The organism is Hymenobacter pini, assembly GCF_020421205.1.
Classification (GTDB): domain Bacteria; phylum Bacteroidota; class Bacteroidia; order Cytophagales; family Hymenobacteraceae; genus Hymenobacter; species Hymenobacter pini.
In genome coordinates, this window is sequence record NZ_JAIZZH010000003.1 from 847,712 (window position 1) to 860,658 (window position 12,947).

Below are 12,947 nucleotides of genomic sequence, written 5' to 3' on the forward strand. Positions count from 1 at the left end.
ATTCTTTCCGTAAGTTCCTACTCATGCGCCGGGTGTAGCGGGCTATTTTACCCGCACCACATTCCACTCGTCTTTTCCCTTCTTCTTGTTATGCTGCATCACGGCCCGGCCGCTTACAGTGTCGCCCTGCTGCCAGCCGTGCCGGGCGATGAGGCTCGCCGGCAGAAACACATTGTCCGCGAAGCCGAAGCCCGCATCCAGTATCTTGATGGAGCCCGCAAAGTCCCGGCACAGCCGCGCATCAGATGCCGCGCTGGTGGGCTCCACGGTGAGGGCGAAGTGCTTGGTCTCGCCGTCTTTCTGCTGGCTCCGGAGCCTGATTTCCACAGTGTCGCCGGCCTCCAGGTCCAGCAGCTGGAATTCAGCCGGCCGGAAGGCGCCGCTGAAGCCGGGCCGCACGCCAAAGAACGCCATAGCACGGTCTGCAGTAAAACCGGTAAGCACCACCACGTGCGCGGGCAGCACGTCCCAGAGTTTACCTGCCGGGCGAGCAGCTAGCTGCACCACGCGCTGGTAGTCGGCACTCTGCTCGGTACGCACCTGCAAAGGGGTGCCCGGCGCCGATTTGCTCAGCCACGGATACCGTTTCAGGGGTACGGAAAGCGGCTTGGCATCTGCGCCGGCCGGCAGCAGCCGCACCTGTGCTGGCTTATCGGCCGCGGCTTCGCGGATGTACTGGAGCACGACGGGCTGCCAGGGCAGGTCGCCGTAGGCAGTCTGCTCAGCCAGGGCCAGCCACTGGCGGCGCGTAGCCTCATCGGGCGCGGCTGGGTGGCCGGCCAGTTGAGTTCGCAGCAGCAGCATCTCCCCGCGCACGGGCCAGCCTTCGGCGTTGGTTGTTTCTTCCGCTTTCTGCAGCTGCCAGCGGGCTTCACCGGGGTGGTCTACTGCCAGCTGGGCAGCCAGATTGAGCCGTAGGCCCCGCAGAAACTTCTCCTCCGTGCGGCAGGTGGTGGCCCGGTACAGGCAGGCCAGCGCCGCCGCCGGGTCGGTGCCGGTCAGCGTTTCGACCAGCAGCTGCCAGGCCCAGAATTCGCTGCTCTTCTGGCGCACGACCGGCAGCAGCGTCGGCAGGGCCGCCGCCGCGTCGCCTATCCGCAGCTGCAGCTTCGCCCGGAAATACGGCAGCCACTGATAGCCGGGATATTTCTCGATGACCTGCGTCAGTTGGGGCAGAAATGCTGCTATGTGCGCTGGGAAGTCCTGCGTAGCTTCTGTGTTCAGGGGTGCGGTACTCAGCTCCCGGGCAATACCCATAAACACCTGTTGCGCCAAGGCTGCCTGTTGACGGCCCTGATATTCTTCTCCTACAAAATCATCCGCCCGCAGATACGCAGGCCCGTACGTCAGCAGGAAGGGCAGCGGGCTGCTTTTCTCCTTTACCTGTACTACAGCTTTCAACAGGGCCGAATGCGCCTCGCAAGGCCGAGGATACGGCATCTCGGCGAGCAGTCCCAGCACCTGCTGTACTTCTGTCCTGTAGCGGTAGCGCACATCTGCGGTGGGCAGCGTGCTGCGCGTCCAGACAGGAGAGCCATTCAACTTCACCTCCAGCCACGCCCCGATAGCATGCGGAGCTTTCGCCAGCGCGTATATACGCTTTACTACCTGCCAGATAATCTGGGTATAGAGCAACTCTTCATCGGCCCCCAGTCCCAAATCCGCCAATGCCTGCAGCTGCGGCTGCAAGGATACGGTAGTGTCTGCGGCTGCCAGCTTCAGCTGCTCATAGTACACCCAGGCCATATTGCGCTTGGCCCATACGTCAGTGGGTTTAGCGGCCAATTCGGCCAGGCCTTGCGTAAGGGCTTCATCCAGTCGGCCAGCTTTGCGGAGTTCGGTAACGGTGGGCATAGAGATAGAATAGCGGCTTAATTCAGGGTTTGCAGGATGTGGTGCAGCTTCTCGAGCAGCGCGGGTGAATCATGCTGGTCGACCCGGACTCCGGTAATTCGGCCTTTTTTGTCGTAGTCCAGTATCAGGTTGGCGCGGCCGGTGTCGTCCTGCAGCTGGTACTGCTCGGCGTACTTCTGGTGCCGCACGCATAGTACACTCACTTGGGCAGCCGTTGCCGCTTCGGCAAATTGCTCATAGAATCCGGCCAGGGCGGGCGGCGCATCCAGGGCAAACTCCACGGGCACCAGGGTAGCCGCGGCCGGCAGTGGTTCCCGCAGCGTCGTCACGGCCGCCTGCGTCACCTCCGTGGGCGTACCTGTTGGCTGCACCGAGCTGAATGGTACGCTCTTGTTGTAGTACACGGTCACCTGGCCGCGCTGCTCGCCGCGCCGCAGGTCGTAGCGCAGCGCGTTCTGAATCGGCGTAATCTGGTCTATTTCCGTGCCTGCCTCAGCCAGCACCGTCGCCACGCGGCGTACCTGCTGCACCTGCGCCGGCGGCAGCTGCCGGATATTCAGCCGGTTTTCCAGCATCGTCAGCTCATCGAACTGTGCTGTCTGCTCCCGCAGTACTTCGCTGAATAATTTTACCGGCGCGGGAGCCGGCGGCTTGCTCTTCGGGTCGAAGAGGCGCATCTTGTCCCAGGGCGTAAAATCGGGGGCGTTGAGCAGGTAGAGCTGCTGACTGGCCCGCGTCAGGGCTGTGTACACCCACCGGAAATAGTGCGCGTGCTGCTGCCCCGAGAAGCCCTGAAAATCCACCAGGGCCGTGTGCCAGGTGCCGCCCTGGGCCTTGTGGCAGGTGATGGCATAGCCGTATTTGGCCCGCACGGCGTGAAAATGCTCGTCCTGGCGCAGAACGTTATTAAACTCCGGGTGCCGTTCGTCCATCTTGTGCGTTTCCCGGCACCGCCGCACCGCGTCCACGTACAGGGCCTTTACTTCCTCCGAGCGCAGCGCGTTGTCGGGGCTGCCCAGAAAAGAGTCGAGCAGCAGGCGGTCCGTTTCGTGGTGGGTGCCATCGGGCCGGGTAAGCCGCAGGCGCACCGGCCGCCACGTCAACGCCACATACACAGGTGCCTTATTGACGTGCACGCGCACCTGCCGCGTGTAGGGCCTCCCCACGGTCAGCACTGTGGCAAAGTCGCCGTTGTAGAGGGGCGCTTCGGGGTCGAGGTAGTTGTTCTGGGTGATGATGATCCGGTCACCCGCGCAGATTTCGCTCTGGCCGGGGAAAAAGTGCGTCCGCACCAGCTTGTTGTACTCCCGCGCCAGGTTGTTGGAGTAGGTAATGATGATGGCTTGGTCAGCACGCTCAGGGCTGCCTCCGGCCGCCAAATAAGTCTGCAGCAGCTGACCGGGCGGCACGTCCTGCACGTCGGCGGCGCGGGTGAGGCGCAGGCCGGCAAAATGCCGGTGGCGCAACGCATCACGCACGGCCGTAGCATTGGCCAGAATGCCGCTGCCGGCCTGCTGGCGTACCACGTCGGTCAGTTCCACTTCCCGCACGGACACGCCGCCCGCCCCGCCCAGCCGCTCGCTCAGACTGGCCGCGTCCAGGGCCCAAGAGTCCCGGTCACCTACGGGCGGCAGCTGGGCCCTATCACCCACCAGCAGCAGCTTGTAGCCATTGCGGGCATCGGGCTGCACGTAGCGCAGCAGATCCGTCAGCAGATGCCCGCTTCCCAGCCGAAAGAACTCCGACTCACTGAACGAGTCGCCTACCATCGAGGCCTCGTCCACCACGAACACCGTCCCGACCGGCGCGGTGTTGCGGGCCAGGTCGAAATAGAACTTAAACGACTTGTCGGCATCCTCCTTGCCGTTCTGCAGGGGCTTGAGGCGCGTAAAATCATAAATACCCCGGTGAATCGTGCTGGCTTCCCGCTGGGTCTGCTGCCGCAGCACGCCCGCCGCCCGGCCCGTGGGGGCCAGCAGCACCGCCGGCTGCTGCAGCTCCGCCAGCAGGGTCTTCAGCAGGAACGTCTTGCCCGTACCCGCGTAACCCCGTAGCAGGAATATAGGCTCATTAGGGTTGCGCAGGAACTGGCGGAAGGATGAGAGGGCAGCTTGTTGGGCGGGAGTGAGAGTCATAGCCAGTTGGGCTTATTTATGAGAAAATTAGAAAGTGTGCTTCTAATTCTCATAAATGCCTCGCTTTCATTTAAATCAAGCAGATTACATTCGATTGCAGCTTCAGAAGAAGCAAACCTGTGGCTAATTTTATCACGTAATTTTTTAATGTTGTTTATTTCTTTGAAAAGCCTTGGTTCTATAGAGCCATTTTTAAAACCTTCCTTAAGGTCGTTGTTAACACAATAAGCAAAGAATAATGTCATCTTTTTTACAAAATTCAAATATGCATCAGAGGGCATGGTTGTTTTTTCATGCCACTTTTTTTCATTGTCGCCATACATATAAACTGCGGGTCTAATTTTAGTAAGTTTTTTGCTCTCGAAATCCCAAACCCATATCAATTGTTGCTCAGGCATGGTTTTAATCTTATTTAAGATATCCTTCTCCTTAAGTGAGCAATTTATAATATTCTCTATTTGCAACATTACTAATCTAGCTCCTTCGTAAATATTTCCTAATTGCTGTTGCAAATACAATGAACAGTAATCTTTGACTAGCTCGATCTTTAGAGTATTCAAATTTATGGATGCATATACTTGGTTTGCCTCCTCATTTACAGACGCTGGAATAACAACTGTTTTTCCGTCAATATTGAACAACACTAAATCTATAGGAAGCATTGGCTTCTCCTCCTCGGCTTGTATTAGAGTGGCATGCTCTTTATTATCCAGCTCCTCTTCTTCAAGTAAGTCATGCACAACTTCAATAGCGCTTAACTTTTTTTTGAGCCTAGCTATTATAGAAGCCTTATTAATAGGAATTTTAAGTACCTCTATTTGTTGTTCTACTTGCTGAATTTCCTGTAGCGTCATCATGTGAGTCGCAAAACATCTAGTGTTATCCTATTCTGCTCAGAATCGAAATCAGCATTTCAATTTCTCTATATTCTGGAGAACTTAAGGTCACTAAGCTATGCGCAAATTGTTCAAACGCCACATCCTCTTTGCCTCTCACCATGCCCAGATACGCAATCTTCCCAGCCAGCACTTTCTCCAACTTAGGAGTGCTACCCTTGTATCGAGCGTGCGCTTTGCTACTACCGTATTTCCGGGTCATTGCCTTTGACGCCTCTACATAGCCATGCTTCTGCCACACGTGCAACAGAAAGCGAATATCCTGCACGAACTCCCGCGGCACGTTCGGCCGCTCGTTTACTACCACCCCGGTTACCTCCTGGCGGGTTTCGGGCGTCTGCAGGCGCTGTTTAGCTGGGTTCTGCTCGTATCCCTCATCAGCTAGTACAGCGTTCAGCTCGGCGTGGAAAGCGGGCGTGAAGGCCGGCCGCTGACTTGAGAAGGTAATGTCATCGGCGTAGCGCGTGTAGCGGCAACGGTGTTTTTTAGCTAGGGCGCGTAGTTTGCGGTCCAGCCACACGCACACCACGTTCGTGAGCAAAGGCGACGTAGGCGCGCCCTGCGGCAGGCTGCCCTGGTCGCAGCACAGGTTGGCAATCAGGTGCGCCGCCTCCTTGGGCAGGTTGAAGGGTGCCAGTTGCAGCACCTTCAGCACCCGGCCCACCCGCGTACTCGAGAAAAAGTCCTTCAGGTCCAGGTTCAGCACGAAGCGGCGGCCGGCGTGGGGCTGGGCGTTCGTTAGCACGTTCCGGCCGGGCACGAAGCCGTGGGCGGCCTCGTCGCAGGTCGTAAACGTGGCCGTGAGGCACAGCAGCAGCAGCCGCTGAATACGCAGCAGGCCGTGTTCAGGCGCCTTGATGTCGCGGAACTGTCCGCGGGTGCGCTTGGGCACCTGAAACGTGCGGTACCGTTCCTTTTTGTGGTGGGCGTAGTACAGCAGCAGCCCCGGCGCCACCGTCTTGGTGCGCCCTTTGGGGTGCCGCTTCCGGTGCAGCTCCAGCGCCGAGTTCAGCACCAGCGCCAGGGAGGTAGCATCCGTTACTGCCCGAAAATGCTCCGCCAGTTCCGCCAGCTCCGTGGCCGCCGGCAGCGCCGGCTGTAGTTTGTCGTCCGTAACGATAAAGCCAGCCAGCGGCTCACCCGGCTGATCAGCTGGGGCACCGGCGGCGGGCTCGTTCTCGTTGGGCGTAGGGGGGAGTTGGTCAGGCGTTTCGGCCATGGAAATAGAAAACGAACAGAATAAAGCCCAATGAAAATACCTGGCGGTGTTCTTCTAAGTCTGATACAAAAAGATCAAACAAAAACTCAATTAAGAGCAGACAACCAATAATCAAATCAATAATCAACTCAAATCAATTAATCAATAAAATCAACTGATGAGCCGGTTATGATTGCCATTGGGCCCACCGCCGAAGCAGCGGGTGACGTGCACGGCCCAGCGCCGTACGAGGTAAAAAACCCGGTTGCAGGTACTTTCAAAGAGCGTAACGGCTGCCCCTACTGGGCAAGCCTGATAATGCATAGCGGATCTGGTGCCGCAAAGATGCTACTGCCAGTGGGAAAACCTAGTATCCCATGGCGTCGCGAAGCGAGTCAAAGTCGCCGTTGAAGTCGTCGTAGTCGCCGTACTGCCCATCGGTCAGCGCGTCGAACGTGTCCCGGTCGGCGTCATCCTGGCTGTAGTAGTCGCCCGAGTCGTAGGAATCGTAGTCGTCCTCCGCTTCCTGTTCCCGCGCCAACTCAGCCTGCAGCCGGTGCTCCTTCTCGTCCAGCTTCTGCCAAGCAGCATCGGTCATCTGTTCGCGCAGCTTCGGAAACTGCTGCTGCCAGGCTTCCACATCGGCCCGTTGCAGAGCAAAGTGGTCGAGCACCTGCACGCAGAAATTGAGGTAGCCGGGGTTTTCGGTCAGCACCTGGCTCACCGTCTGCCCCTGATGACGGCCGAAGGTGAATACGGTATCGAGGGTATAGAAGCGCATAGTCGTCAGCTACGTGGAAGGAGAGTGAAGCAAAGCACGGCCGGCCCGCTGCAAGATTGCTGCATCGCTGAAAAATTATCCCTGGATCAGAACCACCCGCGCCCCGCGGCAGCGGAAGCACACCCCAGCTTCCACGTGCCGAAACTCCGGCAGCCGACCCCGCCCCTGGCAGCGCGGACAGGTGATGCTGCGAACAAATGACAGGTTATGGGCGGCGGCAACGGGCTGGTTTTGCGGCATTGGCACGGGGTTTTGTGTATCGTTGCGACAAACTTCCGCCCCGCCAATGCAGGATTGCTGCATCGGAAAAAAATCTTTCCATTTTTTTATGTCTATCAGTAATCAGCTCATCCGCTACCGCACGCTTGACCGGTGCTTCCAACGCCGGCACCACGGCCCCTGGTCCAAGGAGGAGCTGATCGAAGAGCTCAGTGCTGCCCTGCGCGAGGAGTCCCGAACTGCCCAGAGCGTCAGTCCGCGCACCCTGGCCGAAGACATCCGCAACATGCGCAACGGCATCGGCGGCGAAGAACCCGCTCCCATCGTCTGCGACGCCGACGGCTACTATTACGAAGACCCGAACTTCAAATACTTCCTAAGCCCAGTCACCGCCGAAGAAACCGAGGTACTGCAGCAGGTGCTGCTGGTACTGCAGCAGTTTCAGGGCCTAGGCCTGAATGAACCGCTCGACAAGATGGTGCGCCGCGTGAAGAAAAACCTGCGCCAGGAACGCCCCGCCACCACCCCGGCCCTCGAGTTCGAGCAGGTACCCGCCTACACCGGCACGCAGCACCTGCAGAGCCTGCACCGAGCCATTCACCACCGCCAGGTACTGCAGCTTACCTACCAATCCTTCGACGCAGCCCGTAGTTGGCAGGAAACGGTGCACCCCTACCTGCTGAAGCAGTACAACCACCGCTGGTTTTTGATCGGGCTGGCCTCCGGCCGGCCCGGCATCAGCAATTTCGCCCTCGACCGGATTCTGGCCGTAGAATCCGCCGCTGCTCCGACCTTCCAGCCCCCCGCCACCGACCTGACCGCCCGCTTCGCCGAAATCATTGGCGTTTCATTCTCTCCCGAGGAGCCGGTGCAGGACGTCCACCTGCGCTTTTACCACGACCGTGGCCAGTACGTGCGCACCAAGCCCCTGCATCCCAGCCAGCAGATAATGCTTCAGGATGGAGAAACCTTGGAGCTGCGCTTACGCCTCCGTCTTAACCGAGAGCTGGAAACCCAACTCCTGGCCTTCGGGGAAGACGTGGAAGTCCTGGCCCCCGCTGCCCTGCGCACCCGCCTCTACGACCGCCTGCGCTCCGCCCTGACCCGCTACTAAGGTCAATTTTCATCTATTTATAGATTTTCCCACCAAAAACAGAAACGGCCAGCCTCATAACGAGGCTGGCCGTTTCGTTGACGAGTGGAACATCCAGAGCCGCTACCCATCCATCTGCTCTGGTGCCTGAGCCTGCGGAGAAATGTTGTCAACTACCTGCGGCGGACTGGGCACCACGATAACAATCGGGGTACCTGCCGCTACTTCGCCAAACAGCGGGTCTGTTGAGAGCGGCTGACCGCCGTTGCCATCGGGAATCTGGTTGAAAATCACCAGCTCCTCGCCCGGCGTGCTCCCGGCCAGCGCGGCCGTAAGCTGCGCCGGCGTGACGAGTTGCTGCAGGTCGTGTACCAGTATCGTTTGCGTGCTCACGTCCACGTTGTAGAGCTGATTCAGCGCGTTCATCTGGGCGGCGGCGTCATCCGCCACGCCCAGCGCATCAACGAGCTTTTGCGCGTAGCGCCGGGCCTTCGCATCAGCCGAGGCCCGCATTCGAATAGCCCGCTTCATGCGGGTGCGAAATTGGCGTTGATAAGCAGTTAGAGTTGCCATCTGTTTTAAGATGTGAGATGTTAGAGATGAGAACGGAGACAAAAGTCGGTGAGCAGTAGAAGGCCATGACGCCTACTGTACTGCTCACCGTCTTCGGTCTACATTAGCTCACGGCCACCACGCTCAGGGCGTTGTAGGCGTTGCTGTTGAGCGGGTAGAACTTGCCGTTGAGCTGCTGGAAGAAATCCACGCCCACGGCCACCACCAGCGCCTCATCGGCCGCGGCGGCACGCACGAGCTGCAGCGCCTCGGCCGGCCGCACGCCGTTGCTCAGCGGCAGCTCCACGGTGCTGGCCTCGGCGCTGGCTACCGTGCCCGTCTCGAAGTTGATGGCGCCCACGGCCGCCGTGATGCGGTAGTGGGTAGCGCCCTGGGGCGCGGCCACGTCCCGCGACGGGTTCAACTCGCCCAGCTCCACCGTGTGATTGCCGGTGGCCCGGTCCAGCGTGGCCTGCACGCTGCCATAATAGGTGCTCGAGAAGGCCGAGCCCGCATTGAAGTCGAAGCCCACCAGCGCCGGCAGGTTCTCCGGCAGAATCTGCCGGCCGCCACGGTCGCTGTCCTCATCCATGTTGAGGATTTCCTTCATCTTCTGGGCCAGGCGCGACACCATCAGACGGTCGGAGGCCAGCACCACCACGCGACGCAAGGCGTCCCGCACCAGCTTGCCGGCCTTGGCCGCCGTGCTGAATTCGCTGGCGTTTTCCCGTACGCGCTGCATCGAGGCGGACGAGTTGAATTGGCTCTTGTTCGAGCCCTGTTTTTGGCGCACCGTGCCGTCCTTCGCAAAAACGACGCCGCCCACGGTGCCACTGATCTGGATTACGCCGGTCTGACGTGCCATAGTGGTAGGGGTAAGGGTGAAAAATGAGTTGCTGGCTGCTTTCACTACCGGCCCCTACTAAGTGCAGCCACCCCAGTAATGCCGCTCGATTTCGTTTCAGGTGCCCTTTCTCAAAAGCAGATCTGGCTAGCACTCACATAAAGAAACCAAATACTATTCAAATATGAGAAATATATTCTTTTTATAAACTAAATGTGGTTAGATGCCACGCCAACAGGCCTGCACATTTTCTCAGCGAGCTAGCTGTAGGTACCGGTTAGAGTATGGCTCAAGTATGGCTCAAGTATGGCTTCAGTATGGCTGAGGTATGACCAACGCTCCTCTCCTGGCCCGGTTAGCTGGCCACTTGACATGGTGCGCCACCTAACAAAAAGGCCCACCAACATGGCGGGCCTTTTTTTCCTAGCTGAGAGATACGTTCAGGCGGCCAACGGTTCCGCCGCGCAGATTTGGCTGGCCCGCGCCCCCGCGTTGTCCGTGGCCGCTCCCTGACCTTCCCAGATGCGGCGCATGGTTTGGTGCTGCAGCTCTTCCACCACCTTGGCATACACCAGCGTGGTTTGAATCTTGGCGTGCCCCATTACCTTTTGCAGCACCTCCACCGGCATCCCGCGCAAGAGGCTCTGCGTGGCGAAGGTGTGCCGGGCCGTGTGGCTGGTCAGCAGTTCGTAGCGCGGCACCGACTTTTTCAGCACTTCCCCGCCTACCACAGTAGTAACAACTACTTCATCCGTCAGCCCGGCTGCTTTGCCCACGCGCTTTAGGTAGCGGTTCATTACCTGGTTAGCCAGCACCGGCAGCAGGCGTACCCGCCCGGGGTCGGCGTACTTATCTAGGATGGCCCGCGCCGCTTCGGTCAGGTAGATACTCACACCGGTGCGGGTCTTGGTCTGCACCAGCCGCAGGATCAGGCCCCCGTCCCACTGATGCAGGTTGCCGCGCTGCAGGGCGAATACGTCCGAGTAGCGCAGCCCCGTATAGCAGCAGAACAACAGCACGTCCCGCACCCGCGTCAGGTACTCCGGCAGCTCGGCCGCGGCCAGGGCCGTGAGGTTGTCAGCCGTCAGCCACATCTTCAGCACGTCGGCGTGCCGCCCCTGCAGCTTGCGCAGCTCCACACCCACGGCTAGCCCCCGCTCTTCCCGGCACCAGCGCAGAAAAACTTTCAATCCACGAACAAAGGAGGCCACCGTATTCTGAGCCAGGTTGCGCTGAAAGCGCAGGTAGCCCAGCACCCGGTCATGCGTCGCCAGGTCGTACGTACAGGGGTTAAGCAGCTCGCCCCGGTCCTGCTCATAAGCACTCAGCCACGAGCCCAGCATCTTGCGCTGCCGCAAGGTGTGGTGTACGTACCCCCGCGCCTGCAGCGACTGCCAGTGCTCATCAAAAATGCCCATCACCGATTGCGGCTTCTCTTCTTGCTCGGCCGGCTCCACGGCTGGCCGCAAGGCAGCCTTCAAACCTTCCACGGTGGGCGTCTCGCCCGAGGCCCGCAGCTTACGCCACCAGGCCAAGGCATCCGTCGTCAGTCGGGCCAGGTACAAGTTGGCCTCTTCGGCCAGCGGATAGGCAGAGCGGAACTTCTGTTTGTCGGCGTTCCACTCGGCGGGCTTACACTTCTCGCCGGTGGCGTATTTGAGGCGCACGCCGTTGAAATAGGCGATGAGGTGTACCGGACAGCGGCCGGCGCTGTCCTGCTTGTCTTTGCGAAGAATGAATTGCGTGTTCATCCGGAAAGGGGGGCGTAAGAGGGGGCGTGACTCCCATTGCACAGTCCACATTTCGCGTTGCAGAGGTCCAATTGCCCTGAACGCAAAAAACCCGGAAAACCCCTTCTGCTACTTGAGAAGGCATTTTCCGGGTCTTCCGGTTGTAAGTACTTGTACCAGAGACGGAGGTACATGACTACCCTTATTATCAATTACTTACAGACCTCGTGGTAAACAAATGTTAAACATTTGTCAGCTGTCGCGTCGTCATCTTACTTACCAATAGCTCCAGAGTCGGCCCGTCAAGGGCCGTTCCTGTTTCTACAAACCAGTCGTCAAGCCCCTTATTCCAGATAAAAGCCGTGAAGGCCGGGACTGGCTGGCCCGGTTCGAATACTGGCTCTAACCACTGCTCGTCATTTGAGAACAGCAGGATATCCTCCTGCTCTACTGCTTTGCAGAAAGTATCGACTACAGCACGTTTCATTGGCCAGCTCTTTTGAGGAGTAAGTCATTGTACTTCTGCAAAATATCCGTGTACAAGCCATAAACGTGTAGCAGCTTGTTTTTGCAGTCCTCAAGACTATCCAACTGGTAAGCTCCAATAGATTCCTCCACTACCACTGGCCGCTTCAGTTCTTTGAAGTCCTCGCTGAAGTCGTGCATGATGATTCTACCCACTTCTTGGATGAAGTCGAAATCCAGGTTGGGGTCTTCGAATCGACGATACAGAGTAGGCCGACTTATACCGAGGCTCGTGTGAAGCTTGGTCAGCTTCACCCCGCTTTTCCCTACCGCCTTCTGCACTATTTCGCCGCGATGTGCCATGCGTGACGCTTTAGTCTCATTGTGAGACAAAATTGGAAAGTGCATGTGGGTAATTGTTTTCCATACTTTTTATGATTTTGATTTGCGTGCACCATCTTTTGATACATATTTGTATCAAAACAGTCTCTAATAGATACAAAAACGTATTACAAGGACTAAGCCAAGAAGAAATGGGACAATCAAAACACACTAGCAAATCATCCTCGGTGCAACCGCCAACTCTTCGTCAACAGGCTGAAGCCCTGCGTCAAAACCTTACGCGAGATGACCTGGAAAAAATCTGTACTGAGTTCAGCATTAGCCGCGCTACTTACTTCCGGAAAATCCGGCTGATGAACCCAACGGATCAAATCACACATGCCATCATCAAGCTGGCTGCGGCGAACAAGCAGAAAGCAGAGCAACTGAAGCAAGATTTCCAGGAGAGCATTCAGAAGCTAGTCTAACGAACAAATCGATTCCATCCCTGCTCATTAAGCTGATTCTGCCATGCATCCATTATTACAACTGCTGCAAGGGTATTCCTTCGAGTTACAGGTAGACATTCTGGTGAATGCAATTCATGTTACAACGCACCAGATGCTCCAGTTGACGGAACGCAAGCTACTCTATGTCGAACAGGGCTTAGTTGATTCCTGGGAATACCTATATGCAGGGTACAAGCATCATTGTCTCGCTCTCCGCACTGCATTAGAAGAATTAGTTGCGAAGGAAATAGACCTTCCTTCCTGGATGGCAGCCTAAAGCGGTTTCATGCCCATCGACTACAAGAAGTACCCGCCCAACTGGAAAACTGAAATAGTGCCCCGCATCCGGC

13 protein-coding genes are annotated in these 12,947 nt (G+C 57.8%); 3 read left to right on the plus strand and 10 right to left on the minus strand.

Features of this window, described 5'->3' with window-relative positions; all coding sequences use genetic code 11:
• Positions 1–42: 42 nt before the first annotated feature.
• The 5 genes from LF252_RS15015 to LF252_RS15035 all read right to left on the minus strand — a co-directional run bounded on the left by LF252_RS15015 (position 43) and on the right by LF252_RS15035 (position 6,864).
• Complete coding sequence (locus LF252_RS15015) at positions 43–1,854, minus strand: DUF7017 domain-containing protein (RefSeq protein WP_226270389.1); 1,812 nt, start codon at positions 1,852–1,854, stop codon at positions 43–45.
• 17 nt (positions 1,855–1,871) lie between these two features.
• Complete coding sequence (locus LF252_RS15020) at positions 1,872–3,989, minus strand: ATP-dependent DNA helicase (RefSeq protein ID WP_226270390.1); 2,118 nt, start codon at positions 3,987–3,989, stop codon at positions 1,872–1,874.
• Positions 3,986–4,846 carry a hypothetical protein gene (locus LF252_RS15025; protein ID WP_226270391.1) on the minus strand — a complete coding sequence of 287 codons (861 nt, stop codon included), beginning with the start codon at positions 4,844–4,846 and terminating at the stop codon, positions 3,986–3,988. The genes LF252_RS15020 and LF252_RS15025 overlap by 4 nt, the downstream gene beginning before the upstream one ends.
• A 22-nt stretch (positions 4,847–4,868) precedes the next feature.
• Positions 4,869–6,104 carry a reverse transcriptase domain-containing protein gene (locus tag LF252_RS15030; RefSeq protein WP_226270392.1) on the minus strand — a complete coding sequence of 412 codons (1,236 nt, stop codon included), beginning with the start codon at positions 6,102–6,104 and terminating at the stop codon, positions 4,869–4,871.
• Positions 6,105–6,450: 346 nt separating this feature from the next.
• Positions 6,451–6,864, minus strand: coding sequence for an exodeoxyribonuclease X C-terminal domain-containing protein (locus tag LF252_RS15035; protein ID WP_226270393.1), 414 nt, complete (start codon positions 6,862–6,864; stop codon positions 6,451–6,453).
• 328 nt (positions 6,865–7,192) lie between these two features.
• Between LF252_RS15035 and LF252_RS15040 the strand changes: the two genes are divergently transcribed.
• Positions 7,193–8,197, plus strand: a complete 1,005-nt coding sequence (locus LF252_RS15040; protein WP_226270394.1) for a helix-turn-helix transcriptional regulator — start codon at positions 7,193–7,195, stop codon at positions 8,195–8,197.
• A 102-nt stretch (positions 8,198–8,299) separates the two neighbouring features.
• Here LF252_RS15040 and LF252_RS15045 read toward each other — a convergent pair whose 3' ends face one another.
• From LF252_RS15045 to LF252_RS15065, 5 genes are all read right to left on the minus strand, one after another.
• Complete coding sequence (locus LF252_RS15045) at positions 8,300–8,749, minus strand: hypothetical protein (protein ID WP_226270395.1); 450 nt, start codon at positions 8,747–8,749, stop codon at positions 8,300–8,302.
• A 103-nt stretch (positions 8,750–8,852) separates the two neighbouring features.
• Entirely contained in the window at positions 8,853–9,593 is a 741-nt protein-coding gene (locus LF252_RS15050; RefSeq protein WP_226270396.1) for a hypothetical protein, read from the minus strand.
• Between the two features lie 419 nt (positions 9,594–10,012).
• The gene (locus tag LF252_RS15055) at positions 10,013–11,323 is read right to left on the minus strand and encodes a site-specific integrase (RefSeq protein WP_226270397.1); all 1,311 of its coding nucleotides are present in this window, start codon (positions 11,321–11,323) and stop codon (positions 10,013–10,015) included.
• 220 nt (positions 11,324–11,543) lie between these two features.
• Positions 11,544–11,789: a hypothetical protein gene (locus LF252_RS15060; RefSeq protein ID WP_226270398.1), complete on the minus strand. Its 246-nt coding sequence runs from the start codon at positions 11,787–11,789 to the stop codon at positions 11,544–11,546.
• Positions 11,786–12,130 (minus strand): hypothetical protein, encoded by a 345-nt coding sequence (locus LF252_RS15065; protein ID WP_226270399.1) that lies wholly within the window; start codon positions 12,128–12,130, stop codon positions 11,786–11,788. Before LF252_RS15065 ends, LF252_RS15060 begins: the two co-directional genes overlap by 4 nt.
• A gap of 71 nt (positions 12,131–12,201) precedes the next feature.
• Here LF252_RS15065 and LF252_RS15070 point away from each other — a divergent pair, with 71 nt between their 5' ends.
• Positions 12,202–12,576: a hypothetical protein gene (locus LF252_RS15070; RefSeq protein WP_226270400.1), complete on the plus strand. Its 375-nt coding sequence runs from the start codon at positions 12,202–12,204 to the stop codon at positions 12,574–12,576.
• Positions 12,577–12,619: 43 nt separating this feature from the next.
• Positions 12,620–12,874 (plus strand): hypothetical protein, encoded by a 255-nt coding sequence (locus tag LF252_RS15075; protein ID WP_226270401.1) that lies wholly within the window; start codon positions 12,620–12,622, stop codon positions 12,872–12,874.
• Positions 12,875–12,947 lie beyond the last annotated feature (73 nt).